Annotated in this window: 22 protein-coding genes; 9 read left to right on the forward strand and 13 right to left on the reverse strand. The window is 40.8% G+C overall.

Going from position 1 to position 26492, the window contains the following annotated elements; translation table 11 throughout:
* Positions 1-21 precede the first annotated feature (21 nt).
* Together K348_RS0107735 and K348_RS0107740 are read right to left on the reverse strand one after the other, a co-directional pair.
* A complete protein-coding gene (locus tag K348_RS0107735; RefSeq protein WP_029904393.1) occupies positions 22-624 on the reverse strand; it encodes a DUF4290 domain-containing protein in 603 nt (200 codons plus the stop codon).
* 246 nt (positions 625-870) lie between these two features.
* Positions 871-2601, reverse strand: a complete 1731-nt coding sequence (locus tag K348_RS0107740; protein WP_029904394.1) for a S41 family peptidase — start codon at positions 2599-2601, stop codon at positions 871-873.
* Positions 2602-3035: 434 nt separating this feature from the next.
* Between K348_RS0107740 and rfbA the strand changes: the two genes are divergently transcribed.
* The 5 genes from rfbA to K348_RS0107765 all read left to right on the forward strand — a co-directional run bounded on the left by rfbA (position 3036) and on the right by K348_RS0107765 (position 8804).
* Positions 3036-3899: a glucose-1-phosphate thymidylyltransferase RfbA gene (gene rfbA / locus K348_RS0107745; RefSeq protein WP_029904395.1), complete on the forward strand. Its 864-nt coding sequence runs from the start codon at positions 3036-3038 to the stop codon at positions 3897-3899.
* Between the two features lie 18 nt (positions 3900-3917).
* Positions 3918-4466, forward strand: coding sequence for a dTDP-4-dehydrorhamnose 3,5-epimerase (gene rfbC / locus K348_RS0107750; protein WP_029904396.1), 549 nt, complete (start codon positions 3918-3920; stop codon positions 4464-4466).
* Positions 4467-4475: 9 nt separating this feature from the next.
* The gene (locus K348_RS0107755; protein WP_029904397.1) at positions 4476-5276 is read left to right on the forward strand and encodes a glycoside hydrolase family 25 protein; all 801 of its coding nucleotides are present in this window, start codon (positions 4476-4478) and stop codon (positions 5274-5276) included.
* Between the two features lie 16 nt (positions 5277-5292).
* On the forward strand, positions 5293-6300 hold the full coding sequence (locus K348_RS0107760) for a S41 family peptidase (RefSeq protein WP_029904398.1): 1008 nt from the start codon (positions 5293-5295) through the stop codon (positions 6298-6300).
* Between the two features lie 215 nt (positions 6301-6515).
* On the forward strand, positions 6516-8804 hold the full coding sequence (locus K348_RS0107765) for an NADP-dependent malic enzyme (protein WP_029904399.1): 2289 nt from the start codon (positions 6516-6518) through the stop codon (positions 8802-8804).
* Between the two features lie 64 nt (positions 8805-8868).
* On the opposite strand, the gene K348_RS0107770 is transcribed toward K348_RS0107765, so the two are convergent.
* The 7 genes from K348_RS0107770 to K348_RS0107800 are packed head-to-tail and all read right to left on the reverse strand — an operon-like array spanning position 8869 to position 16778.
* The gene (locus K348_RS0107770; protein ID WP_156032825.1) at positions 8869-10485 is read right to left on the reverse strand and encodes a hypothetical protein; all 1617 of its coding nucleotides are present in this window, start codon (positions 10483-10485) and stop codon (positions 8869-8871) included.
* Between the two features lie 47 nt (positions 10486-10532).
* Entirely contained in the window at positions 10533-11900 is a 1368-nt protein-coding gene (locus tag K348_RS0107775) for a DUF58 domain-containing protein (protein ID WP_029904401.1), read from the reverse strand.
* Positions 11864-12838 (reverse strand): MoxR family ATPase, encoded by a 975-nt coding sequence (locus K348_RS0107780; protein WP_029904402.1) that lies wholly within the window; start codon positions 12836-12838, stop codon positions 11864-11866. Before K348_RS0107780 ends, K348_RS0107775 begins: the two co-directional genes overlap by 37 nt.
* 11 nt (positions 12839-12849) lie before the next feature.
* The gene (locus K348_RS0107785; RefSeq protein WP_029904403.1) at positions 12850-14205 is read right to left on the reverse strand and encodes a DUF4350 domain-containing protein; all 1356 of its coding nucleotides are present in this window, start codon (positions 14203-14205) and stop codon (positions 12850-12852) included.
* Positions 14195-14896 carry a hypothetical protein gene (locus K348_RS0107790; protein ID WP_029904404.1) on the reverse strand — a complete coding sequence of 234 codons (702 nt, stop codon included), beginning with the start codon at positions 14894-14896 and terminating at the stop codon, positions 14195-14197. The genes K348_RS0107785 and K348_RS0107790 overlap by 11 nt, the downstream gene beginning before the upstream one ends.
* 51 nt (positions 14897-14947) lie before the next feature.
* Positions 14948-15829, reverse strand: coding sequence for a hypothetical protein (locus K348_RS0107795; RefSeq protein ID WP_029904405.1), 882 nt, complete (start codon positions 15827-15829; stop codon positions 14948-14950).
* Positions 15807-16778, reverse strand: coding sequence for a stage II sporulation protein M (locus K348_RS0107800; RefSeq protein WP_029904406.1), 972 nt, complete (start codon positions 16776-16778; stop codon positions 15807-15809). Before K348_RS0107800 ends, K348_RS0107795 begins: the two co-directional genes overlap by 23 nt.
* A 124-nt stretch (positions 16779-16902) precedes the next feature.
* Between K348_RS0107800 and K348_RS0107805 the strand changes: the two genes are divergently transcribed.
* The 3 genes from K348_RS0107805 to K348_RS0107815 all read left to right on the forward strand — a co-directional run bounded on the left by K348_RS0107805 (position 16903) and on the right by K348_RS0107815 (position 19596).
* A complete protein-coding gene (locus K348_RS0107805; protein WP_029904407.1) occupies positions 16903-17652 on the forward strand; it encodes an RDD family protein in 750 nt (249 codons plus the stop codon).
* Between the two features lie 143 nt (positions 17653-17795).
* A complete protein-coding gene (locus tag K348_RS0107810) occupies positions 17796-18155 on the forward strand; it encodes a BlaI/MecI/CopY family transcriptional regulator (RefSeq protein ID WP_029904408.1) in 360 nt (119 codons plus the stop codon).
* A gap of 4 nt (positions 18156-18159) precedes the next feature.
* Positions 18160-19596 carry a M56 family metallopeptidase gene (locus tag K348_RS0107815; RefSeq protein ID WP_051697707.1) on the forward strand — a complete coding sequence of 479 codons (1437 nt, stop codon included), beginning with the start codon at positions 18160-18162 and terminating at the stop codon, positions 19594-19596.
* Positions 19597-19658: 62 nt separating this feature from the next.
* Here K348_RS0107815 and K348_RS0107820 read toward each other — a convergent pair whose 3' ends face one another.
* From K348_RS0107820 to K348_RS0107835, 4 genes are all read right to left on the reverse strand, one after another.
* Positions 19659-20018 carry a hypothetical protein gene (locus K348_RS0107820; RefSeq protein WP_029904410.1) on the reverse strand — a complete coding sequence of 120 codons (360 nt, stop codon included), beginning with the start codon at positions 20016-20018 and terminating at the stop codon, positions 19659-19661.
* A 93-nt stretch (positions 20019-20111) separates the two neighbouring features.
* Positions 20112-21704, reverse strand: a complete 1593-nt coding sequence (locus tag K348_RS0107825; RefSeq protein ID WP_081852537.1) for a polysaccharide deacetylase family protein — start codon at positions 21702-21704, stop codon at positions 20112-20114.
* Between the two features lie 15 nt (positions 21705-21719).
* Complete coding sequence (locus K348_RS0107830; protein WP_029904412.1) at positions 21720-22991, reverse strand: glycosyltransferase; 1272 nt, start codon at positions 22989-22991, stop codon at positions 21720-21722.
* Positions 22992-23092: 101 nt separating this feature from the next.
* Positions 23093-25060: a glycogen debranching enzyme N-terminal domain-containing protein gene (locus tag K348_RS0107835; RefSeq protein WP_029904413.1), complete on the reverse strand. Its 1968-nt coding sequence runs from the start codon at positions 25058-25060 to the stop codon at positions 23093-23095.
* Between the two features lie 362 nt (positions 25061-25422).
* Between K348_RS0107835 and lgt the strand changes: the two genes are divergently transcribed.
* Positions 25423-26490 carry a prolipoprotein diacylglyceryl transferase gene (gene lgt / locus K348_RS0107840; protein WP_029904414.1) on the forward strand — a complete coding sequence of 356 codons (1068 nt, stop codon included), beginning with the start codon at positions 25423-25425 and terminating at the stop codon, positions 26488-26490.
* Positions 26491-26492: the final 2 nt, after the last annotated feature.

A 26492-nucleotide genomic window follows, 5' to 3' on the forward strand; every position in this document is an offset into this window, starting at 1 on the left:
ATTGTACCAACTCGTGTGAGGCTACTTCTTTTTCTGATTTTTCTTACCGTTGTTGTTATTGTTATTATTGCGCTGGCCTAGGTCTTTCATTTCGGGCAATTTGATTCCCGAATCGCGGATATCTATTTTCCTGTTAGACAGATCATACAGATCGATAAATATTTTCATATCGTCCACATCCTTATTCCACTGGATATATGATTTCTTCATATGCGTAGCCACAAGCAGTACAAATTGCTCTTTTTCCTGCGGATCTTCAAGTTCTGTGGCTATCTTCACCATCTTCTCCAATGTCTTGCCATAGTGACGGTACAGCATGTCGGGACGGCTGTATTCGATTTTTCCCGGTTTCGAATATAGTTCTTCTTTAGTCACTATTTCGTAAGGATAATCTATATCCAGTTTGAAATCGGACATAATAGCCAGATGATCCCAAAGTATATGTTTGAAATCATTAACATCGCGCAGATGAGGGAACATATTTCCCATTATGTTTATTATTGTATTTGCACAGCGTTTGCGTTCATTCCGGTCAGGTATGGCCAGGCAATAATCGACCATGTTTTGTATATTCCTTCCATATTCGGGAAGAGCCAGTTTTTTTAATTGCGTATTGTATTCCATTTTATAGTAAAGGATTATGATTCGTTAATTGATTGTTTGCCAAAATCGCACGTAAGCCTTGTAGTTTTCAATCCCCGATTATCGATTTCGGCACTAACAGGACAACAAAGATAATACTTTTAGCTGAATCCTTAATACTCAATAGAAAATATTATATTGGCTTGTCCTATTAGTACTAAAAAAGCACGGTATAATATCCGTGCTTTTTCCTCAGGCGATTTGAAAACGCCATTTTTATCTTTTTATTTATTTCAGGGCAATATTATTTTCTTCAACCGGAGCCGACAGTATTTTATTATATTGCTCCTTATCTTTCAATATTTCGATTGCCTTTGTCAGTTCTTTATCGTTTCTCAGGGCATATTGATATTCACCCTTCTGATAATAATATCGTCTTACGATCTCTGTATTTATCTGGTCTTTGATTTCACTTTTGAAAGTTTCCAGATCGCGGTCGAGATTAGGTACGAGCATTGCTTCCAAGGCTTTAAACTCATTTTCGGCATATTTCATATATCCTTCAAATTCCATGACTTCTTTCAGTGACGACATCGATTTCTCACTCATACGGTCGTACTGGAAATCTTTGGATTTAACAAACGCTTTGAAGCTTTCGTAATCTTCGTCCGTAATGCTGAATTTTTCAGGCACGTCTATCGTTTTGTGTTTTGAAGCCCAGTCAGTTACCCAATCGAATACGATATACTGGTTTGCCAGATAATAGGTTATAGTAGGTGTTTTGGTCTCTTCCAGCGCAATGTCGGGTGAAACCCCTCCGCCATCTCTTACCGGCCGGCCGATTTCAGTTTTATATACGGTGGTAAGACTATCGGGGATTCTTCCTACACTGCCGTCAGGGTTACGATGCGTATAGTCGATAGCCTGTATGCATCTGCCGCTCGGGATATAGTATTTTGAGTTTGTTATTTTAACACCTCCGCCGTAAGGCAATTCACGTGTAGATTGTACCAGCCCTTTACCGAAAGTGCGTTCGCCTACAAGCACAGCCCTGTCCATGTCCTGCAATGAGCCTGCTACAATCTCTGCAGCAGAGGCAGAAGACCTGTCTATGAGTACAACGATAGGAATCTCTGTATCTATAGGTTCGAGGGTAGTACGGTATGTCCTGTCCATCTGTTTCAATTTGCCTTTTGTCGATAATACGACTTTTCCTTTCGGCACAAAGAAGTTTACTAACTGTACGGCTTCTTCAAGAATTCCCCCTCCGTTTTGGCGAAGATCGAGGATCAGGGATGTCGCTCCCTGCTTTTTCAGGTCGAGGAATGCTTTCTTTATATCTGCAGCGCTTTTATCGGAAAATATAGGGCTAAAGTTTATATATCCGGTAGATTCGTCGGTCATTCCGTAATAAGGAATCGGGTCGATTGTGATTTTTTCCCTTACCAATTTTGTTACGATCGGCTTTTTCTCTCCCGGGCGTTCCACTTTAATCTGAAGCGTTGTTCCCGGCTGACCTTTAAGGTTTGTACTTACATAATTGCTTAATGTACGACCGTAAGCTTCACCTTCTACCTTTTCGCAGGTAGTCATATCTTTTCCGTCTATTTCGAGGATATAATCACCCGTTTTTAGTCCGGCTTTGTCAGCAGGTTTTCCTTCAAACGGTTCGGTTATCGCTACCTTGCCGTCCTTGTACTGGATTCCCGCACCGATTCCCGCATATTCTCCTGTAATCTGTGTACTGAATTCCTTCATGTCGTCCTGATTGAAGTATGTAGTATAAGGGTCCAGTGTACCTAGCATATTGTCGATACCGCTGCGTATCGTCTTATTCAGGTCGAGTGAATCTACATAGAACATATCTACCTCGCGCACAACCGAATTGAATATTTCGATATTCTTATTAATGTCGAAATAACGCTGCTGCTGGTTTTTGTCAGGAACGTTTTGTGCTTGTATATAAGTGATTCCGCTGAGAATCGATAGCGTAAAGAATGCAATAAATTTACTTTTCATTGAATACAGATATCTAATAATGTTTTGTACCGTAAAAAACAACACACAAAGGAATACTTTTTTTTATAAAAAGCGAAATCTTAAATGGTTATATATATCTTATTTTTAACAAAAAAACGTAAAAGAATTGATATCAGGCTCTTTACAGCCTATGGGAGCATACAGATACTATGAGCCCCGATTCATTAATTCGCATTATTTGTCTTATATTTGTACCATAATAAGTAATTGTTTAAATTTTATTGGTATTCCTCTTTGGTTATTTTAAGATAGATTTTTTGATTTTTGCTTGCAGGTTTAGCGGGCTAAACCAAGAGAGAAAAGTGAAAAAGATGCTTAAAAGAACCAAAAGGGAATGCCAAAGAAAAAATAAATAGTTACAAAAGAAATGATTTCGTTAAAATTTAAACAGTTACTAAACAAAACTGACTAAGATGAAAGGAATTATCCTCGCAGGAGGCAGTGCCACACGACTTTACCCCTTATCAAAAGCTATATCGAAACAGATAATGCCTGTTTATGATAAGCCGATGATCTACTATCCATTATCTACTCTGATGCTTGCCGGAATACGCGAAGTACTCGTTATTTCCACTCCACGCGATTTACCTCTCTTCAGGGAATTACTGGGTACGGGAGAAGAATTGGGAATGAAGTTCGAGTATATTGTACAGGAAGTGCCTAACGGACTAGCACAGGCTTTCGTTCTGGGTGAAGAATTTCTGGATGGCGAGCCTGCTTGCCTGATTCTCGGCGATAATATGTTTTACGGTCAGGGATTTTCACGGATGCTGAAAGAAGCTGCTTCGATACAGAAAGGAGCCTGCATATTCGGCTATTTTGTAAAAGACCCGCGTGCCTACGGTGTGGTTGAATTCGATGAAAACGGCAAGGTAATCTCATTGGAAGAGAAGCCTGAAAACCCGAAATCGAATTATGCCGTACCGGGATTGTATTTTTATGACAATACGGTTACGGAAAAAGCAAAAGTATTGAAACCTTCAGCCCGTAATGAATATGAAATTACCGACCTCAACAAATGCTACTTGAATGAAGGCACATTACAAGTACAACTCTTTGGCCGCGGCTTTGCATGGCTCGATACAGGCAACTGCGACAGCCTGCTCGAAGCAAGCAATTATGTAGGAACCATACAGAACAGGCAGGGCTTTTATATATCATGTATAGAAGAAATCGCATGGCGAAATAAGTGGATAAGCGACGAACAGTTGCGGGCATTAGGCAAAAAGCTGGACAAGACGGCATACGGCAGATATATACTGAGCCTTTTGGATTAAAGAGAATTAAATTAATATATGAAATTTACAGAGCAGGAAATTAAAGGCGTCTGGATTATCGAGCCCCGTATATTCATCGATGAACGCGGCTATTTTATGGAATCGTATAAAAAAGATGCTTTCGAGGAGCATATCGGAAGAGTAAAGTTTATTCAGGATAACGAGTCAAAATCGACCCGTGGTGTATTGCGCGGAATGCATTACCAGACAGGGGAATACTCACAGGCTAAACTGGTGAGAGCGCTTATGGGCAGCGTATTGGATGTCATAATAGATTTACGGAAATCGTCACCGACTTTCGGTAAATATCTGGCAGTGGAACTGAGTGACGAAAATAAAAAGCAATTGTTCATACCGAGAGGATTTGCCCACGGTTTCCTTGTCCTTAGCCCCGAAGCCATATTTTCATATAAGGTAGATAATGTATATGCTCCTGCTTATGAGGCTTCTTTACTTTGGAACGACCCTACAGTCGGTATCGATTGGGGTATCGATGAAAAAGAACTGATTTTATCGCAGAAAGACAAAGTCGGGAAATTATTTGCAGAAACGGTGCTGTTCGATTAAATCAGATTGATGGCGAAAAAGACGGTAAAGAAAAGAGTTCTCAGAAAGGCAGGCAGGAAAAGAAAATCGAAGAAAACGGATAAAAAGAAGTATATTCTGATTTTTTCAATAGCTGCTGCTGTGTGCCTGTCAGTTATCGCTTTTTTTGTCATAAAAGATAGTTTCGGAGAAGCCGAATCGTTCGAATCGAGCAAGTATTTTGTAAAAGGCGTAGATGTATCACATCACAATCCTATACTGAACTGGGAAAGCGTTCTCGAACAGGGTATTACTTTTGCTTACATGAAAGCAACCGAAGGCACTTCGCATGAAGACCGTAATTATCGCTATAACTATCAACTGGCACGGGGAACGAATATAAAAGTAGGTTCTTATCATTTTTATACCTTCGGTCTGTCGGGAAAAGAACAGGCGCAGCATTTCCTGAAAATAGCAAAGTTCGGTTCGGGTGATATGATTCCGGCTATCGATGTGGAACATTCGCCTGCAAACATCTACAGTAAGGATAAAGATTACATAAAGGGTGTTATCGATGAACTGAAGTTACTGGAGAACGAACTGTACGAACATTTCGGTGTTAATCCCGTTATCTATACCAACAAAGATTGTTACAAACTCTATATAAAAGGGAATTTCCCCGACAACCTGATCTGGATGTGCGACCTGCACAACGAGCCGTCCGATGACATCAAGAACTGGCGCATATGGCAGTTCTCTCATAAAGGGGAACTTCCGGCGGTGGAAGGGCATATAGATTTGAATTACTATCGTTATTCATTTCAGGATTTTAAAGAATTATTATTACCTTGAGTGCCAAAATAAAACAATGAAGTACAAAACTGTTATATTTTTTGCGTTAAGTATTCTTCTCACTTCTTGTTTCAGTGAGGAGAAGTTCGAAAATTCCCGCAAAGGCAACTTCGAAGCCTTGTGGAAAATAATGGATGAGCATTATTGTTTTTTCAGCTATAAGGATGTAGACTGGAACGAAGTACATACACGTTATTCGGCTCGTATCAGCGAAAATATGAGTAACGATGCCTTGTTTACAGTATTAGGGGAGATGCTCGCAGAAGTAAAAGACGGGCATGTAAATCTGGTGGCTTCCCACGATGTGGCGCGTTATTGGAAGTGGTATGAAGATTATCCTTATAATTTCGATACCAAGATACAGGATAATTACCTTGGAACGGATTACAGTATCTCAGGCGGACTGAAATACAAAGTACTTGAAGATAATATCGGATATGTCTATTATGGTAGCTTTTCGAGCGGGATAGGAGACGGAAACCTTTCTCAGGTGTTCAGTCGTCTGGCCGTATGCGACGGCGTTATTGTGGATGTAAGGAATAACGGAGGCGGTAAGTTGACAAACAGCGAAAAACTGGCATCATATTTCTTCAATGATAAGACGCTGGTAGCCTATATGCTGCATAAAACCGGAAAAGGGCATGACGACTTTTCCAAGCCCTATGAAATGTATATCGAACCAGCCGAAGGGCTGCGTTATCAGAAGAAAGTGATAGTGCTTACTAACCGCAGATGTTACAGTGCTGCCAACGATTTTGTCAATGCAATGCGTTATGCGCCGAATGCCGTTATAATGGGCGACCGTACAGGAGGCGGTTCCGGTATGCCGTTTACTTCCGAGCTTCCGAATGGCTGGTCGGTACGTTTTTCGGCCTCTCCAATGCTCGATGCTTCGATGAATCATACTGAATTCGGTATCGACCCCGATCCCGGTATGGAAGTGCATATGACAGAAGAAGATATGGCAAAAGGGCTGGATACAATGATTGAGAAAGCACGCGAGGTGTTAAAGGCTTCAAAATAAACATTTTTGATAAAATCTATTTTCTATTAACTTTTTGATGTTAATGAAGTTTAAAAGCATTGTTGATGATGTTTTTTAGATGTGTAATTGTGTTTAAAAGTGTTATTTTGTGTCATAATGTTGGATTTAATCTTGGTTATATCCAATTCATTTTTCGTAACTTTGGAATATATACAGCACTAGCTGATTAGTCAAACTCATAAAAACTGGAGATTATGCCTAAAGTTACAAGAGAGGCTGCTTTAAAGTATCACTCGTCAGGCAGACCGGGGAAAATTGAAGTTGTTCCTTCAAAACCCCACAGTACTCAAACCGATTTATCCTTAGCTTATTCACCCGGCGTAGCCGAGCCGTGTCTTGAGATCGAAAAAGATGCTCAGACAGCATACGATTATACCGCAAAAGGGAATCTTGTTGCCGTAATATCGAACGGTACTGCCGTACTCGGACTGGGAGATATCGGTGCTCTTGCAGGAAAACCTGTCATGGAAGGCAAGGGATTATTGTTTAAAATTTTCGGTGGAATCGATGTCTTTGATATCGAAATAGACGAAAAAGACCCCGAAAAATTTATCCAGACTGTTAAAGCGATTTCTCCTACTTTCGGTGGTATCAATCTTGAAGATATAAAAGCGCCCGAATGTTTCGAGATAGAGCGTAGGCTAAAAGAAGAACTCGATATACCCGTAATGCATGACGACCAGCACGGAACAGCTATCATTTCGGCTGCTGCCTTACTGAATGCCTTGGATATAACAGGAAAAAATATAGCCGATATAAAACTGGTGGTAAATGGGGCAGGGGCTTCGGCGATAGCCTGCACCAAACTGTATATGAAGTTTGGCGTCCGCAAGGAAAACATCATTATGTGCGACAGTAAAGGCGTGCTTACTACCCGCCGGAATAACTTGAATGATATAAAGAAATGTTTTGCCATAGACAGTGATATAACTACCCTGGACGAAGCACTCGATGGAGCAGACGTATTTCTTGGTTTATCCAAAGCCGATATACTGACTAAGGAAATGATACGGAAGATGAACCACGATCCGATCGTTTTCGCCTTGGCAAATCCTAACCCCGAAATATCATATGATGAAGCAATGGCTTCGCGGGAGGATATTATATTTGCTACAGGGCGTTCCGATTACCCGAATCAGGTAAATAATGTATTGGGATTTCCTTATATATTCCGCGGCGCACTCGATGTGAGGGCTACGGGCATAAACGAAGAAATGAAAATGGCTGCTGCAAAAGCTATTGCCGACCTTGCAAAAGAGCCCGTTCCGGATGTGATAAATACGGCCTATGAAATTAAACGTCTCTATTTCGGAAGGCAATATATTATACCTAAACCGCTTGATCCGCGGTTATTGACAACGGTATCTACTGCTGTTGCCAGAGCTGCTATGGATAGCGGTGTAGCACGCCGTCCGATAACCGACTGGGAATCGTACGAAGATAAACTGGTAGAAAATCTGGGATATAGCAATAAGCTGGTTCATAGGTTGACCAGTTTGGCTAAGAGCGATCCTAAACGGGTTGTTTACTGTGAGGGTAACCATATCAATATGATTAAGGCCGCTATATTTTCCAAGAAAGACAATATCTGTATTCCTATATTATTGGGAAGCGAAGACCGTATCAGGAATATAGCAAGAGATAACGGGCTAGACCTGAACGGTATCGAAATTATAGATCACCGTAATATATCGGAAGATAAGCGCCGCAGCCGTTACGCAAGGAAGCTGAGCGATAAAAAATCGCGCGAAGGCATACGTTATCAGGAAGCTTTTGAAAAGATGAGCGACCGTAACTATTTCGGAATGATGATGGTAGAGACCGGAGATGCCGATGCTGTTATAACGGGTATTTACAGCCATTACCGCGAATTTGCCAAAACAGCGCTCGAAGTAATAGGCTTGCGTCCTCAGTTCAATCATTTCGGCGCTATGCATATCGTGCAAACAAAAAAGGGCCCTTATTTCCTTGCAGATACGCTAATTAACCGTTGGCCGGATGAAGATGTGCTGATTGAAATAGTGAAGCTGACGCATGATGCCGTGCGCTATTTTGCAACTGAGCCGGTTATGGCAATGTTGTCCTTCTCGAATTATGGCGCTGATGACAACGGTAGCCCGAAAAGTATTTCGAATGCAATAAGATATTTCCATGAAAATTATCCGGAATATGATATCGACGGCGAAATGCAGCTTAATTTTGCAATGAATAAGGAATTGAGGGATAAGACATTTCCGTTCAATTCATTGAAAGGTAAAGATGTGAATACGCTTATATTTCCTAACCTGAGTTCTGCGAATATTTCAAGTAAGTTGCTGATAGAACTCGGTATAGCAGGCGAGAGCATCGGCCCTATACAGATGGGATTGCGCAAGCCTGTGCATTTTACCGATATTGAAAGTTCTGTACGCGATATTATAAATCTGACGGCTGTCGCTGTAGTAGATGCAATGGCTAGTCAGGGTGGGCTTGAAGAAGATTAGAATTAGTGGACAGTTGATAGTTGACAATGTAGAACTATCGCTATCAACTGTCCATTATCAATTGTCAATTGAAAGGGAATGCCTTAATGCGAAGTGTATGCGGATATGTCCATTCACCGCCAATGTATTTTGCGTCGTATGAGGTAAAAGATGTAATAAGTTTGTTGCCGCATTCTTTCATTTCAAATCCTGTTAATCCGAAATAAGCAGGCGTTTCCATTTGTTGGATGAGATTCCCTTCTTTATTGAAAACAAAGATAAGCATGCTTAATACACTATTTTCTACAGATTTGTCGCGAATAAAGAGAAAAAATACAAAATCTCCATTTGCACGAAGAAAACCTTCCGAACTATTGATATATGGTATCTCATAATTATTAGGGAATTCAAATTTTATCTGCCATAAGACAGTACTATCTGAGTGGTTCAGCTTTTCAAATATAGCCTCGTTTGAATTTATCTTTTTTTCTTTTATCAGATAAGAGCAATCGGTAACTTTGTCCTCATACATTACATTATAACTGGACCATGACTCGGTTTCATCAGGTAATGATTCATCATTCTCTTCTGTTTCACAATTATATTCCTCGCCACTTTTGGAATCATCACCCGCTTCCTGTTCTATACTTTCACTTTCATCATTTTCTTCCTCTTCTTCGTCAGAATCAGAATCATAGTCATAATCAGGTGCAGAAGGTCCGCGATAAAAAGAGTAATAAGGTTCTTTGTCGGAATAATCGGCTGTTATTTGTAATTTCTCATTAACCGAAAATCGTATGTGTGTACTGTAATAGGTTCCATCAGCGGCATCCGATTTAGTTCCCTCTATATAGTAATGATCCTTATCTGGACTTATACTGCTGATAGAGGTTTGCGGATATTCATTAAACTCATTCAGATATATTAAATCCAAATCTTTATTCAACATGGCAATGAATGGAATTTCTTCTTCGTGAAGACGTCTTACATCACCTATGAGAAAAAGTTTGTCGTTAACATTTTTCAAAGATATAGAGCCGATGGATACAATGCCTTTTATTAACAGACGATCGAGCAACAGTTCGGTTAGGTTTTTTTCATGTAAGCTACTCTCAGCATAATTATCAGAAAAAGAAAATCTGTCTATCTGCCTTGTCTTTAGTTTATTGCGCATCTTTACTTCTTCAGGGTCTTCATATACGGATTTATTCAGATAATCCATCTCCTTCATCAGGTAAAGTATAAAACCGCCTCTATTATCGGTAATGACAGCCGGCCTGTATAAATCGTACTTTGTTTTCGGTGTTACACTTATATTTTGTTTTAGCAGTTCTTTGCCCTGATTGTCCTGTATCAGAATAAGAGGTTTGTATTGGTAGTCACCGTCTCCTTCCTCACCGATAAATAGCAGATTGCCATTGGATAATTCGTTTATGGTCCTAAAAGAGCCCTTTTCAACTTTCAGATCATACTTCCATAATACTGATGAATTGTATTCTTTGGAAAAACGGATTATTGATTTTTTGCGAATACTTTCATTTTCTTCATTGGTGTCATCCAATTGATAATTATCTGCGATAGGTGTATAAGTGTGAACATCTATGTTTGTAGTTTGCTGTAGATTTTTCTTACAGGAACCCCCAAATATACATAAGCATATAATGTAAGCAAAGAGTAGATGATAGTTAGTTTTGTAAGTCATATGTGTGAGGTAATGGTGGATAGTTAAGAATTATAACTCATAACTAATTAAATCAGCCCTCTGGACTTGAATTCCAGATATTTATTAATCGAGTCTATCGTCAGATTCTCCGGCTTTGAGAGGATAGTATAAATTCCGTGGCGGTTCAGTTCCTTTACTATCAGTTGCTTATCATATGACAGCTTTTCGGCCATACCTTTACGGAATGTTTCTTCAATGTTTGTCGGTGTGGTATCCAAAACCTCGTTGAATTCGGAATTCAGGAAGAAAGCAACCAGTACAAGGTGGTCTTTAGCCAGACTGCTCAGATATTTCAGCTGTCGGCGCATACCGTTTACCGTTTCGAAATTGGTATAAAGTATGATGAGGCTGCGTTGCGTCAGTTTTCGGCGAACGGTTACATAAAGGCGCTCGTAGTCCGATTCCTTGAAGTCGGTTTTTTGTGCATACAGCGTTTCCAGTATTTTGTTGCGCTGGCGGCGGTGTTTATCGGCAGGAAGTATTTCATCTATTCCTTTCGAGAACGTGATAAGCCCGGCTTTATCGCCTTTGTTGAGCGCCGTGCTACACACCATTAATGTCGAATTGATCGCATAATCGAGTAATGTCAATTCATTGAAAGGCATCTTCATGGTACGTCCTTTATCGATAAGGCAATATACAGGCTGCGATTTTTCTTCCTGATAAGTATTCACCATAAGCTGGTTCATACGTGCTGTAGCCTTGTAATTGATCGTGCGCGGGTCGTCACCAATAGTATAGTGCTTTATATGGTCAAATTCGGTTGCGTGTCCTATCCTCCGTATTTTCTTTACGCCGTAATCGGTCAGACGGTGCGATGCAGCCAGCAATTCGTATTTGTGCATTTCGATGAAAGACGGATAAACAGCTACATCTTTATGGTTGTCGAAAATATACCGTCTGCTAACGAAGCCGAATAATCCGGCAGCATAAATATTCAATGCACCGAATTGGTATACACCGCGTTCGGTTGGGCGCAGATCGTAGTGAAGTACTTCGGTCTTATCCATTCCAAGAGAAAACCGGAATGACAGATCTCTTTTCTGGAACTGGAAAGGAACTTCTTCTACAATCTTTAATTTCAGCCGGAAAGGGTAGCGGTTGGTAACGGATATGGATATTGTATTCGGGTCGCCGTTCGATAATCTGTCGGGACAAGTACGCGCTGCTACTATGCCTTTCTTTTGCCTGTATACAGTGAATATGTCGAGTAAAATGAATACAAAGTAGGTACCCAGCACAAGCTGCATCAGGTAATAGTATTCATCGAAAATAAAGCATGCGAAGAATCCCAGCACACATAAAGCCAGTGTGATGAAAAACAGGTTTGTAAGATACAGGCTCTTAAAAAACCGGATTATCGGGGAACCTCCGCCTTGTCTATCAGCTGCCATATAATCGTATCGGTAGATGTACCGTCCATTTCTTTTTCAGGAGTTAATAATACCCTGTGGCGAAGCACAGGCACGGCCATTTCTTTTATGTCGTCGGGTGTAATAAAATCACGTCCGCGGATTGCTGCCAATGCTTTCGATGCATTCAGTATTGCCAACGATGCACGCGGTGATGCACCCAATGTTATCCAAGGGCTTTGACGCGTAGCCGATACTATTTGTGCGATATATTCCAGCAGATGATGTTCTACCAGCACTTTTTCCACTGCCTGACGTAAACGGTTGAGTTTCTCTGCTGTAAGAACAGGATTGATGCCTATGTCGACAGTAAGTTCGCCTTTATTCTGGCGGTCGAGTATGGCGATTTCATCGACAATATTCGGATAGTCCACTACAATCTTGAATAGAAAACGGTCAAGCTGTGCTTCGGGCAGACGGTAAGTGCCTTCCTGCTCGATAGGGTTCTGCGTAGCAACCACGAGGAACGGATAATCCATTTTATAAGTTGTTCCGTCGTTTGTTACCTGCCGTTCTTCCATTACTTCGAAGAGTGCTGCCTGTGTTTTGGCCGGCGAACGGTTTATTTCGTCTATAAGGACGATATTTGAAAATATCGGCCCTTTCTTGAATTCGAATTTAGCGGCTCCCGGCAAGAAAATACTTGTTCCCAATACATCGGAAGGCATCAGGTCGGGGGTAAACTGTATACGGCTGAATCCTACATCGATTGTCTTGGCGAGTAGCTTTGCCGATAAGGTTTTTGCCACGCCGGGCACACCTTCTACAAGGACATGGCCGTTTGCCAGAATAGCCACAATCATCTGTTCTATCAGCTGATGCTGGCCGACAATAACACGTCCTATTTCACTCTTTATGCTCTGAACGCTCTGGCTCAATTCGGAGAAATCTATTCTCGACTGGAATTCTAAATCTGACATATATGTTATGTTTATTTGTTTTTCACGGTTCTGTAAAATTCTTCCAAGAGATTATTATACCTCAGGAAAGGTTGTATTTCTATAAAGGCCAGTGTGGATAAATCTTTGTAGACAAGGAATAATTCACTGAGTTTATCCTTATCCATTCCCGATTTTGCACTGAGTACATTTACAAATTCGTTATCGATATTTTCGGTCGACATATAATAACTTTTCCTGATGTAATCGAGGAAAAACGCATGCCGTTTTTGCAATATCGTACTGAAATCCTTTTTCCTGTAATAGAGATTGCTTATCGTTCCTAAAAACTCCAGAGATGAATTTACAGGCGGGTTTATGATTGGTATGGCCCTTTGTATCCTCTTGGAACGGAATAGCATAAAGAGCAAGAATCCGCAAAGAATGACATACAATGCTGTCCGCAATGCAGGATTATTAAGTATTACCTGCAGGTCGCTGCCTTCGCCTATCATTCCCTGTTTCTGGTATTCGTCCCAGATAATATTGCTGTTTTGAGGCAGGTAAGAAAGGCAACGGAATCCGAAATCGTATTTCTCGTTCTGCAGCATGTTTATATTGGCAAAAGCCGATGGAATCGAATGTAAATAAATATGTCCTTTACCATATTTCACATCGATGAAAACAGTATCATTCTTCTTATTTGTAGCCAGCACCCTTACCGGAAGCTTGCAGCTGTCGGTATTGAACTTTGTTTGCCCCTGTACATTCTTAAACCTGTATCTTTCGGTCTGATAATCTTTTAATGTATATACTGTGTCTGTTTGGAAATATTGGATATTTGTCTTTATCTTCAATGTATCCAATAATTTCCGATCCATTACTTCGGCAGAAATAAAGACATTGTTTCCTAATCCCACAAAGTCGAGCATATATTCCATATCCAGTTTATCGAGTGAGAAACGGGAATTTATGAAAAGGTATGAAGTTGTGTCTGAAATATTGTCCAGCTCATTGTACCATTCAGACGGATCGTAGTCTTCATTTGCTATAATATCCGATGTCTGCGGTTCGCTTTCTGTGTACTCTGTATCCGTTTCCGGAGATTCTTCATATGTATCGTAATATTCCCTGTCATATGTCGGACTGTCTTCTTCATACAGCAGGTATTCACCGACGTTGTTTTTCAGGTTGTTGTATATCGGCATACGTGTAGAACGGATTTTCTTTTTTTCGAATATATCGCTCAACAGCTGATAGGTGATGTAAGTACCGTAAGGATCTGTCTTGATATTGATAAAAGTAGGAGACCAGTCGATAGGTCTAGGGCCTCTCGAACGGGCAAATGACAGTCCGAAAACTAAGAGGACGATCACTACGATCAGTATTATCATCTTCTTATCTTTCATTGGCTATCATTTTTGAGAATGAATCCATTTTGCCGTATATCGCCGGGAAGTTAGATTCCGAAGGAATAAACTCACCGTACCATATATAGTCGAACAGGAGCGTGGTTTCCAAGAATCCCGACCGTATATTCGAATTTTCGATCTCGTACTGGTAGCTGTAGTTGGTTTTATTGGCTTTCCATTCTATGATCTCTTTATCCGATAAGAGTTTCAGATTTTTCAGATACAGAAAACGTACTACGAGGCGATAATCTTTATTCTTCATAGCTGCGGCTATCAGCGAATCGAAATCCATTTCATGAACATTCTCCGTGTAAATATCGATTTCGGGCGTGTCCATTTTCTTTTTCCGGAATGCCGTCCGGAAATCTACACCCATAAACTTCAAAACCACAAGGCAGATGATAACGATAACAGCTATAATAACCACATAGCCCGGTACGCCCGAACGCACTATGCCTTCAAACAAGGTAGCAAAAAGTTCGCCAAACCAGCCCATGAGCTTATCCCACCACGATGGCGTTTTCTCCACCCTTTTGTATTGAAAACGCGGGTCGTCCTGATATTTTTGTAGTTTCTCTTCTTTGGGAACGCGGAAGTCAACAGCCTGTTCTGATATCGGGGTAGTAACTACCTGAACCGAGTCGGCTGTTTGCGCAGGCAGGTATAGATATAAACAGGTTAAGAGCATCAGTAGAATGCTCTTGCCCAGTGTTATATTTTTTATGCCCGACACTATTATTTAATAAGAGTTGTTCGGATAATTGTTTGACCCGATGCTGTCTATTTCGGTTTCCATATCCACACCCTCAATCTTATTGCGATGACTGTAGTACATGACACCCATAGCCATATAAAAAGCTGAATAAATGAATATGTATCCTACAAAAAGAATCATTGTTGAGATGATAAAAAATATTTCACTGGACAGAATTTCCACCTGAAGCATACTCCCTATCAGCCCCACATAGAAAGGTACAACAAATACAATGCTGACCATACCGATAATAAATGAAAAAGCCAGAGAGTAGCCTAATGTCACCCAAAAATTATTCTTGACTAAATCCATACTCCGCTGGAAAGAATCAATAATACCAATATCTTCATTTATATAAGCATAAAGATAAAATCCGAGATATACACCGGCAATAATACCCGGGATATAGCATAATATACCGCCAATAATAACAGCTAACCCGAAGAGAATCGCTCCCCCGAAAGCAGGCAGAGCTACTTTAGATACTTTCGCCCATACATCTTTACTATCTACTACGCCGTCTTCCGATTTTACATAGAGCGCCATGTAGGATATCACATACACACCCATAATAAACAGGGTAAGCATGATAAGTAGATAACCCCCTACTGCAGCCAGTACGGTAAAGACTGAATAATCGTCAAAAATGGTATTTGCTACATTCGGATTGTACCTGCTCGAACCCAGTGTATAATACATTTTGAACAGGTTTGGCATAAGAAATGCCGCTACCAGTAACACAGGTATCAGATATGAAATTCCTCTGGCTATGGGAGCAAAATTTTGTTTGATAAATTTGATTGACATGTCGAAATTACCGCTGAAATCGCGGCTTCCGAACAATTTAATTTTTTCTGTCGGTTGCATTCGTTTTTCTATTTACGAGATAAGGATAAATAATAAAATACCATATAATAAATAAGGCGGAAAGGCCTATTATTGTGAGTTTAAGATAAAGCGGCATTTCCGTAAGCCGCGTAATATAACTTTCGATAAAGGCGGCAACGATAAAGACGGGGATCAGTCCTACAACTATCTTTACGGCATCTTTCACTGCCCGCTGCACTGCATCGATACGCTTATAGCTTCCGGGAAATAATATACTGTTGCCAAGAATCAGTCCTGCGCCGCCTGCTATAATAATCGCCGATATTTCGAGTGTGCCGTGAAGCCATATTATAGATGCAGATTCACCCAGCAATCCTTTGGTATAAAAAAAGTACTGAAAAACGCCGAGCATCACACCGTTCGAAAACAATACATAGACTGTACCTACCGAACAAAGTATTCCCAATATGAATGCATAGAAAGCTACTCTTATATTGTTGGTTCCGATTCCGAAAAACATCAGCGCTTTAGAATCGTCCTTATATACGGCCATCGGATCGCCTTTTTCAATATTCTCCAAAGTCATATTCACATATCCCTGACCGAGCACTACACTGGCAAAATTCGACTCCTGCTGAAGCGAGAATATGCCCAGTAATACTCCTGCAAACATAGCAAGAAATGCATACAGCATATTTTTCCTGTAGCGGTACATGATAAGAGGCAGTTCGGTTTTCCAGAAACGGAAAAAGCGCCCGTTATCTTTCTTGCGATATTGGTAAATATTAATAAAATACCTGCCGGCCAACTGGTTTAGGTATCTTACCGTCTGCGATCTGGGATAGAAAGTCCTTGCGTACGAAAGGTCGTCCGTGAGTTCTACAAAGTTGTCTGCTAATGTTTCAGCCGGAATATTCTTATCTCTGGTCTGGCTGTCGATCTGCTGCCACTTATTTCTATTCTCCTTTACAAATGCGGCTTCTCTCATCAAACAATAGTTCGCTTTTTTTAATATTCTCACAAATATAGTCCTTTGTATAAAAAGAAAGAAAAAAATATACTAATAATCATCTAAAAAAATTAATTTTGCCAAGGTATATAATATTTCCGCGATGATCATAGAAGTTCAAACCACTCAGAATGTAACCATAGACTACGAAACAGCAGGTGTGGGCAAACGTATACTTGCCTATCTCCTCGACTGGATTTTTATTATCGTGTGGGTTGTCGGCTGGTTCTGGATTATGGGCATGGTTGCTTCTGTGGCCTTAAACAGCGCTCTTGATGGAGAAATAACAGCTATTTTATTGATAGTTATTATATTTTTCCCCGTGCTCTTCTACGATCTTTTATTCGAAACATTAAACAAGGGGCAGAGTCCCGGAAAAATGATAATGAAAATACGGGTTGTGAATGTAGACGGTACGGCGCCTACGTCCAGTTCTTTTCTTATCAGGTGGCTGTTCCGACTTGTAGACTTTTCAATGACCAAGGGTTTCCTTGCCGTCATCATGGTAGCTGTGACAAAGAAATCGCAGCGATTAGGTGATATGCTTGCCGGAACTACCGTAGTCGATCTCAACCTGAATAGCCGCAACAGGGAATTGTCAATTACCGACCTCGATTTTCACGAGGACTATAAAGTAAGTTATGTCGATGTATTGGATAAATTATCGGATAAAGACATACAGACTATCACTTCTATTATCGAAGACCAGCGTATGCGAGACAGCGATTATTTCAACCAGCGACTGGCAGAACGTATAAAGTCTATAACAGGCTACAAATATGACGGCCCCGATAGAGTTTTCCTACGCAAAGTAGTAAGCGATTACAATTATCTGGCAGTGCAGGATATGTAGTTGATATCTATTCTCTTACCTTTTTATTATTTCATTCGAATAGATTAATTAATGTTAATCTTACGGATTAACTATGTCTTGTAGTTGTGTAACTATAAAATATAGTTATATTTGTGATGTATTCAATACTAATTCGGAATATCATGAAGAAACTGACTCCAAAAGAAGAAGAGATATTATCTTATTTCTGGTCTAACGGCCCAATGTTTGTACGGGAACTACTCGACTTACACGATGAGCCGAAGCCGCATTATAATACATTATCCACTATTGTGCGTACACTCGAAGAAAAGGGCTATATCGGATATAAGTCTTACGGGAATACTTACCAGTATTATGCGCTGGTATCGGAAGACGATTACCGGAAGGCGACATTAGGAAATGTTGTAGACCGGTATTTCGGCAATTCCTATACGCGGGTAGTATCTACTTTGATAGAAGAGGAAAAGCTATCGGTAGACGAATTGCAGGAACTGATCAGGCAAATAAAGAATAAATCGTAAGGGGATGGAAGCTTTGCTGCTGTATATAATTAAATCGGGAATATGCCTTACCATATTTTATCTGTGTGTGAAGACATTCTTGTCTAATGAAACATTCTTCCGTTTCAACAGGATTGTTTTGCTTGCAGGAATGGCTGTATGTTTGTTATTGCCATTCATAAAGATCAATGTAAATGAGTTGACAATAGTACAGAAGCCTTTCATTGCCATAGAAGAAGCCTTTAAGCTGGAAAATAAAAATGGCGAGATAGAAGAAAATATTGAAATTGCAGAAAACTCTAATATTTCAGAGTCTTCACCGGAAAAGGCATCCATTAATGTCGGTAAATTATTACTTGCTATATATATGCTGGGAGGCGTTGTGAATATAACTCTCGTATCAAGATCATTCTTTAATATGCATAGCCTTATCCGTTCGGGAAAGAAAAAAACTCTGGATAAATATATACTGGTAGTTATACCAAAAGACATTACACCTTTCAGTTGGGGAAAATACATAGTACTCTCCGAAAAGGATTATGATAATCATCCCGATGAAATCATTACACATGAGATCGCCCATGCAAAACACCGCCATTCCATCGATCTTTTTTTTATGGAACTGATTGTGGCGTTCCAATGGTTTAATCCGGCAGTATGGCTACTCAAAAGGGAATTGAAAGATGTACACGAATATCAGGCAGATATGAGTGTCTTGAAATCTGGCATCGATGCAACCAAATATCAATTGTTATTAGTGAAAAAAGCTGTTGGCACAAGCTCCTACACTCTGGCCAACAGCTTCAATCACAGTAAAATTAAAAAGAGAATTACTATGATGTTAAAAGAAAAATCAAACAAATGGGCGCGGCTCAGGCTGCTTTTGACGCTGCCGCTGGCTATACTGTCGGTATATGCCTTTGCCCGTCACGAAGTGAATGAACCGTTACATTCATTAGTCAATTACGAAAGTATGAATAATTTTCAGAAAAAGAAACAGGTACCGCCTCCACCGCCTCCTTTACCTGCGGAGAAGCAAAAGGGTGACAAAAAGGCTCCGCCACCTCCACCTTTCCCGGCTGAAAAAGATAAGAAAGCTTCGTCTTTGACAGGGAAATATACTACTGTAGCTATTAGTGAGATAATCTCCGAAGAAGCTGATGGGACTAAAAGCGTGACAGTGACAATAACTCAGCCTAATGGTATTGTAAAGTCCTATCCTATTCAAATTAATTCTACAGGTAACAAGAAATTTAAAGAACTGAAAGACCCTGTGGTGAGAATTATTCCTAAAAGGGGAGAGCATGGTGTAAGTGGTACAGTTGAAAAGATACCCGATGAAGGAAAGAGGGTATATGCCATACATAATCCACCCGGCAAATATGATATTGTAGTCGATTTTCAGGGTGTGAACGAAGAGGGTACGGTTGGTCCCGTGCTGCTTATCTTACCGCCGAATTAATATAAAAAAGCTGCTTTCGATGAAAGCAGCTTTCCTTTACATACTTTTTTCAGGTTAAATGATTACATGAGTATCCCGATAACAAAACTTCGGTTTATAAGTCCGATGGATTTTACTTTTGTTTCAGGGTTACTATTTTTTCTGTCCACATTGTTTATTCTCAAAGCAAATTGTTGGGACTCCGGATATTCTATAAAATTTAATTGAAAAGAACCTTCAATATCGGTTTTTATATTATCGACATAATATACACGCTCGCTATCATCGTGCTTACGGGGTTTACCCACTACCACTTTGATGTGTTTTACAATGTGTTTTCCTGCTTCACTATTGATCAACGCCTTTTTACCGAAAGACCCGCCAATAAGCGTAAGCAGCGAAGAATAAAATTTTGAACAAGCAGAAAGCATCTTTATTTTCATAGGTGTAGATTATTGAGTGTTCTAAATACTATACTACCTAATAATAAAGATGCTTTCTGTTTTCAAAAAGCTGCATACCTTAATAAGGACAGCTTATTTTTTTTCCGCTTTTTCCTTCGCTTTGGCTGTGGATGCGGTTTTTGTGCTGATTGTTTTTTCTTTTGGTTTAGCAACAGCTTTTGTTTTAGGGGTTGAAACGGCTTTTGTTTCAGCTTTTACTTGCGGTTTAATATTTTTAGTCGTTGTGGCCTTTTCCTTTTTTGCAGCGGTTTTTGGGGCAGGAGCTTTCTCTTTCACTTCTGCAGCTGTTACTTTTTCTTCTTTTTTTACAGTTGCAGGCGCCGCCTTCTCCTTTTTCTCAACCTTTGGTGCTGTTTCTTTTTTCACCGGGCTTTTAGACGCAGGGGCTTTAGCATCCGTTTCGAATTTCTTTATTTTCTCATTCAGTTTTTCTATTTCGTCGGCCTGATTGTGTATCGTTGTCAGCAAGGCGTTCAATTCTTCATTATCGATTGAACTAGGGAATTCGGCATCAACTCTTTCCTTGAAATCGCTCAACACATTCATATAGGTATTAAATGCTTCATACGGCGATGCATAGGGGCTGAAAGGCAGGTCGTTCTTAGTTCCCATATAGTAGAAATGATCGCTCGACTGCAAATAAGTCCAGTCCTGAAGCAATCGGCGCGACTGGCTCAAACTTACGCGTTCGGCTATTTCATACAATTTGTTGAAAGCTTCCTGTTGAAGCGTATTTCCCAACCATGCAGAAATATCTTTTTCTTCTCCAATCCACGAAATCGGATGCATGGAAGAAATAGTGTCTACAGGTTTCATCATGCTCAATACCTCGGACGGAGTGGCGAACCCGATATTTTTTTCAGCTGCAAAACGAGGTAAGGCTTTCATAAACTCGAATATACCGGAACTTTTCTTTTGGAAATTGCCCAGCGCTTCGTAGTTCATAAAAAGGTTTATCACTTGCTCTTCTTTCGGTGTGGCTGCGATCCAGCCCATGAATTTATCTGCCGTAAGCGGATATTCACTCCAATTGTAATTAGAGAAACGGGTAGAAATATCATCACTGAAACGCGGATTGCGTACTAACAGTTTTAGTTTTGGCTGAACTGCCGATTTATAGACATAGTTCGGGCTTTTCCATCCCAGTGTCCTTTTGGCGCCCGGTGTTAATACACCCGTATATCCCATTTCATAAACGAGTTCGGCTATATCGTCGGAATAGATAAGTTCCGTATTGCGGAATACTTTCGGCTTTTGTCCGAAAAGGCTTTCTATTTTTTCGTCGTGATCCTTTACCTGCTTTTTAAAGCCTTCGGGATCGATCAACGAGGCAAGTGAATGTCCCTGAGTTTCCGAAAGGAACTCAACGCATCCGGTATCGGCCAGCTCTTTGAACCCTTCAATGACTTCAGGGGCATAAATTTCCAACTGGTCTAACGCTACTCCTGAAATGGAAAACGCCACTTTGAATTTACCGTTGTTTTCGCGAATCATGTCCAGCATCAGCCTGTTGGCCGGCACAAAGGAAATTTCAGCTACACGTTGTATAAAATCTTCGTTGGCAAAGTCGTCATAGTAATAATGATCTCCTCCTATATTGAAGAATCTGTATCTTTTTAACCGGTGCGGCTGATGTATCTGGAAGTAGAAACAAATATTTTTCATAACTATATTGTTGTATTATTGTTGACTCATTCCTGTTAACTGATTGTATATATTCCTGACTTTCTGTCCTGCATATTCCCATTTGATATTGTCTACTTCAGCTTTCCCTTCCTCGCTGAGGAATTTAGCCATTGCATCGTATGTACAAATAGAGTATATGGCATCGGCCATTCCGTCTACATCCCAATAGTCGATTTTTACGGCCTTGTCAAGTATTTCGGCACAACCCGATTGCTTGGATATAATGGTCGGTATGCTGCATTGCATCGCTTCCAACGGGGAAATCCCGAATGGTTCGGATACGGACGGCATCACATATACATCGCTGCGTTTGAGCATTTCATATACCTGTTTTCCTTTGAGGAAGCCAGTGAAATGGAACCTGTCCGATATACCTTTTTCGGCAGCCAGATAGAGCATCCGCTCCATCATATCGCCACTGCCCGCCATAACGAATTGTACATTTTGGGCTCTTTCCAGTACTCTGGCAGCGGCTTCGACAAAGTATTCAGGGCCTTTTTGCATGGTGATGCGGCCGAGGAAAGTGACGACTTTGTCCTTTATTCCTTTTCCGGGATTGATCGCCAGTATTTCGGGGCTTAACGGCTCTACCGCATTGTGTACGGTAGTTACCTTAGCCGGATCCTGATAATATTTCTCGATAACTGTCTGGCGTGTAAGGTTACTCACACATATGATATGATCGGCATTATCCATGCCGTTCTTTTCCATCTGGTACACCTGCGGATTGACATTCCCGCGGCTACGGTCGAAGTCGGTAGCATGCACATGTATTACCAAGGGTTTGCCTAGCACATTTTTGGCATGTATTCCGGCAGGGTAGGTGAGCCAGTCGTGTGAATGTATGATATCGAAATCGTGCGAGCGCGCAATCACTCCTGCCACTATGGAATAGTTATTTATTTCCTCAAGCAGGTTATCAGGATAACGTCCTGAGAATTCGATACATCCCAGATCGTTGGTATACATATAGCTGAAATCGGCGTATATATGATCTCTCAGGTTGTAGTATTCCTGCGGATCCATATATTTAGAGAGCCTTTCATTCACATAATCCCAATGGACATCTTTCCATACGATAGGCGTATTGCATGCGCCGATGATTTTCAGAAAACTCTGGTCTTCATCGCCCCACGGCTTAGGTATCACAAATGTAATATCCATATCGGGCTGTAGTGACATCCCTCTTGTTAGCCCGTAACTCGCCGTTCCGAGCCCTCCCAATATATGAGGAGGAAACTCCCATCCAAACATCAATGCTTTCATATGCTTTCAATTTTAGACATTAATGATTCGGAATAAATAACGACTTTCAATTTCCTTTCTCCCATTAATAATAATTATTATATGGTTAATACTTTTTATACTTATAATTCGTCTGCAATAGCCCTTTGCAGATTCAAAGCCCTAATCACTCCGGCAACGCTTATTGCATACGATATAGGCCCGTGGCCGAAATACGGTATGCTGCCGTCATACAAGGCTGACAGAGAGGCAATGCAATCGTTCGACATCTCGTCTTCTACTCCGATGAGTAGCCTGTCGAGGAATGAAAAGCCACTCCGCTGGAAAATTTTCAGATATGCTTCCATATACGGCCCTAGCAGCCATGGCCATGAGGCACCGCTATATGCACTATGCACTTTATCGTTTATCGTACCTTCACATCGAGGCATAAAGCCGATACTTTTCGGGCTCAGAGAACGTATGCCTTTCGATGTCAACAGTTCCTTGGTTATTATATCTATCACGGATTTGCTTTGCCGCCTATCCAGTATAGGGTAATCGAGTGAAATAGCCAGTAACATATTCGGACGTACACTCCAGTCTACATAATTCCCTGATACATAGTCGTAAAGATATCCTCCGTCGTTGTAGAATAGCTCTACGAATGAAGTTTTTACCAGTTCTGCATGCAGTCCCATCTTCTTTTCGAGACGCTCGTCTTCCAGATACAGGGCAATATCTTTGTTGAACATCAATGCGTTATACCAGAATGCATTGATTTCTACCAGACAGCCTGTACGTGGCAATATCTGATAATTTGCAGCTGCTTCGTTGTTCATCCAGCTGGGAAATCCTACACGGTTGTCGACAGTTAGCAAGCCATTAGTCAACGGTTTAAGATTCGGGTGTTTACCTTCCTGAATGAAAGCTATAATCCTGCAGACAAGTGATGCATATTTCTGATAGAATCTTTCTTTATTAGCATCCGAAAATCTTTTCATTGCCCATATTAACCAAAGCAATACATCCGAGTTGCCTATGTCTTTCAGGAATCCGTTTACAGGTTCTCCTTTCATAAATGCTTCTATCGTCGGTATGGCAGTATCGGCGATTTCTTCGAATGCTTCGGGTTTGTCTATTCCTATGGTAAGCCCCGGCAGAGCCATGAATTGCTCTCTGGCTGTTACTTTTCCCCATGGGTAGCCGTTCAGCAGGTACAGTTCGTCTTTTGACGGACGGAAATAGAATTGATGACCCGAGTTTTTAAGGCAATTATAGAAAGATGAACGCGGCGTACGCGCTTTTTCTCCCTCATCGAACAAAGCGGCCAGCCTGCTAGTATTTGCTTCTACATCGCTTGCTGAGAAAATGATTGATTCACCCTTTTTGATCGGTAATTCAAAATAGCCGGGTACATACAGGTCTTCTTTAAATGGTAGCCCGTCTTCTTTATCGCGTTCGTATTCTATTCCTTTGTACCAGTTAGGGTCGAATACAAAGTCTACCTTTTTGCTGAACTGCATGAATAATTCAGGATATCCGCTGTACATACACATACTGATGCCGTTTTCCACTTCCTTGTAGCCATGTTCGGCGACGGTATTTTCTCCGGTCAATGTGTTAATTTCACGGAAAGCAAGGAATGGCTTAAAACGCATTGTAGTCGGCGAATGCGCGTCCAATAAGGTATAACGGATAAAAATAGTATTGTCTTCGAGTGAAAACATCTTTTCTTTTGACAAGATGACGCCCCCGACACGATATATCGTCTTCGGCAAAGAGTCGCAACTGAACTCACGGATATATTTGTGCCCCATCGGACTGTAATTGTTGCCGTCGTACTTGTGTATTCCCAGATTGAAATCGGCGCCGTGCTGTATTACGGTTTCATCGAATGACGAAAGCAGTACATGATTTGAATTGCCGAGCTTGGGCACCGGCATCACCAGTAATCCGTGCTGTTTTCGCGTATTGCATTCTACAAGGGTAGTGCAATGGTAGGCACCGCGGCGGTTTGTCCTGAGTATTTCCCTGCGCAGGGAATATTCAAGGTTAACCATGCGCGATTTGTCGAATTTCAAATACGTATTTGTTTTGTTATAATCCATAATTTATTAACAGTTACACTGTTTATACATAGGCCATTGAGCATATAGATATTGTTCCGGGCCTTTTTCTGCTTTTAAAGATAGTAAAAATGTTAATAAATCTTCCAATTTGATCATAATGTTTATTAACATAAAAGTCAGGCTGTATTTATATGCTGCAAACTCTTGGTTTTTTAGAATTAATTTACATTATATGCATGTTTAACGTTATAACAAAATAATAGTGATTGAGTTTTTAGTAATACCGAAATATTGGCATTTAATTTAACTTATTCACCAAACGATTACCGATTGAATACTATTTTTATATCTTTGTAATCCGTAGAATTGCGGTAGTTTGTGTAAAATAAAAATAATCAAATATGCTTTCTTTCATCACATGGGACGTCGATCCCGAAGCATTTTCCATATTCGGACGTGGAATACGCTGGTATGGAATTTTATGGGCAGGAGGGGTTCTCCTTACTTCAATGGTTGTACAGCGGATGTACAAATGGGAAAAACTGCCCGAGAAATGGTTCGATAGCCTGTTTATCTATGTAGTGGCAGCTCTTGTTATAGGTGCCCGCATCGGTCACTGCCTGTTTTATGATCCGGTACATTACCTGTCCAATCCCCTTGAAATACTCAAGGTATGGGAAGGCGGGCTTGCCAGTCACGGGGGAGCTATCGGTATGACGATAGGGGTATGCCTCTATGCACTGAAAATAACCAAGCAGAAAATGAACTGGAAGCATTTCGGCATATTTGCCGCGATAGGTCTGGTATTGGGTGTTGCTGTTCAGTTGGGCTACAGTATGATATCAGGTACATCTACAGCGCTGGGTATGTGGGAAGCAGGTTTTATGGGATTATTGATAGGCATCTGTGTATCTATGGTATATACTACCCGTGAAACCACGATAAAAACGCTCGACCGCCTTGTTGTAGGGGTTGCTATAGGTGCAACATCTATCCGGCTAGGTAATCTGATGAATTCCGAAATATACGGCGGGCCTACCACTTTGCCGTGGGGCTTTAATTTTGTGAGGGATAGGGATTGGCATGAACCGCTTAGTGCCGGAGGCTCAGGCGAATTGCCATGTCATCCAACACAGATATACGAAGCGCTTATTTACCTCTTTATATTCGGACTGGGGATGTATCTGTTCTATAAAACGACTGCCCGCAACAAGACAGGACTGATATTGGGTATTTCGCTGATAGGCATTTTCCTCTCGCGTTTCTGTATCGAGTTTATAAAGAATCTGCAGGAACCGTTCGAAATAGATATGGTGAATACGTTCGGCATAAATATGGGGCAACTGCTCAGCTTACCGTTTATCATCTGGGGTATATGGCTGGTATGGAGTGCATTGACCAGAAAGGAGCAACCGATAGCCGCAACGACAAATAATACAAACAATATAAAAAAGAAAAATACTAAATAGTG

The organism is Prevotella sp. 10(H), assembly GCF_000711235.1.
In the GTDB taxonomy this organism is placed as follows: Bacteria; Bacteroidota; Bacteroidia; order Bacteroidales; family Dysgonomonadaceae; genus Dysgonomonas.

Excerpts from the sequence above, each read along its gene's own strand:
- K348_RS0107735 (WP_029904393.1), bottom strand. The coding sequence starts at position 624 with ATGGAATACAATACGCAATTAAAAAAACTGGCTCTTCCCGAATATGGA.
- K348_RS0107740 (WP_029904394.1), bottom strand. The coding sequence starts at position 2,601 with ATGAAAAGTAAATTTATTGCATTCTTTACGCTATCGATTCTCAGCGGA.
- rfbA (WP_029904395.1), top strand. The coding sequence starts at position 3,036 with ATGAAAGGAATTATCCTCGCAGGAGGCAGTGCCACACGACTTTACCCC.
- rfbC (WP_029904396.1), top strand. The coding sequence starts at position 3,918 with ATGAAATTTACAGAGCAGGAAATTAAAGGCGTCTGGATTATCGAGCCC.
- K348_RS0107755 (WP_029904397.1), top strand. The coding sequence starts at position 4,476 with ATGGCGAAAAAGACGGTAAAGAAAAGAGTTCTCAGAAAGGCAGGCAGG.
- K348_RS0107760 (WP_029904398.1), top strand. The coding sequence starts at position 5,293 with ATGAAGTACAAAACTGTTATATTTTTTGCGTTAAGTATTCTTCTCACT.
- K348_RS0107765 (WP_029904399.1), top strand. The coding sequence starts at position 6,516 with ATGCCTAAAGTTACAAGAGAGGCTGCTTTAAAGTATCACTCGTCAGGC.
- K348_RS0107770 (WP_156032825.1), bottom strand. The coding sequence starts at position 10,485 with ATGACTTACAAAACTAACTATCATCTACTCTTTGCTTACATTATATGC.
- K348_RS0107775 (WP_029904401.1), bottom strand. The coding sequence starts at position 11,900 with ATGGCAGCTGATAGACAAGGCGGAGGTTCCCCGATAATCCGGTTTTTT.
- K348_RS0107780 (WP_029904402.1), bottom strand. The coding sequence starts at position 12,838 with ATGTCAGATTTAGAATTCCAGTCGAGAATAGATTTCTCCGAATTGAGC.
- K348_RS0107785 (WP_029904403.1), bottom strand. The coding sequence starts at position 14,205 with ATGAAAGATAAGAAGATGATAATACTGATCGTAGTGATCGTCCTCTTA.
- K348_RS0107790 (WP_029904404.1), bottom strand. The coding sequence starts at position 14,896 with ATGCTCTTAACCTGTTTATATCTATACCTGCCTGCGCAAACAGCCGAC.
- K348_RS0107795 (WP_029904405.1), bottom strand. The coding sequence starts at position 15,829 with ATGCAACCGACAGAAAAAATTAAATTGTTCGGAAGCCGCGATTTCAGC.
- K348_RS0107800 (WP_029904406.1), bottom strand. The coding sequence starts at position 16,778 with ATGAGAGAAGCCGCATTTGTAAAGGAGAATAGAAATAAGTGGCAGCAG.
- K348_RS0107805 (WP_029904407.1), top strand. The coding sequence starts at position 16,903 with ATGATCATAGAAGTTCAAACCACTCAGAATGTAACCATAGACTACGAA.
- K348_RS0107810 (WP_029904408.1), top strand. The coding sequence starts at position 17,796 with ATGAAGAAACTGACTCCAAAAGAAGAAGAGATATTATCTTATTTCTGG.
- K348_RS0107815 (WP_051697707.1), top strand. The coding sequence starts at position 18,160 with ATGGAAGCTTTGCTGCTGTATATAATTAAATCGGGAATATGCCTTACC.
- K348_RS0107820 (WP_029904410.1), bottom strand. The coding sequence starts at position 20,018 with ATGAAAATAAAGATGCTTTCTGCTTGTTCAAAATTTTATTCTTCGCTG.
- K348_RS0107825 (WP_081852537.1), bottom strand. The coding sequence starts at position 21,704 with ATGAAAAATATTTGTTTCTACTTCCAGATACATCAGCCGCACCGGTTA.
- K348_RS0107830 (WP_029904412.1), bottom strand. The coding sequence starts at position 22,991 with ATGAAAGCATTGATGTTTGGATGGGAGTTTCCTCCTCATATATTGGGA.
- K348_RS0107835 (WP_029904413.1), bottom strand. The coding sequence starts at position 25,060 with ATGGATTATAACAAAACAAATACGTATTTGAAATTCGACAAATCGCGC.
- lgt (WP_029904414.1), top strand. The coding sequence starts at position 25,423 with ATGCTTTCTTTCATCACATGGGACGTCGATCCCGAAGCATTTTCCATA.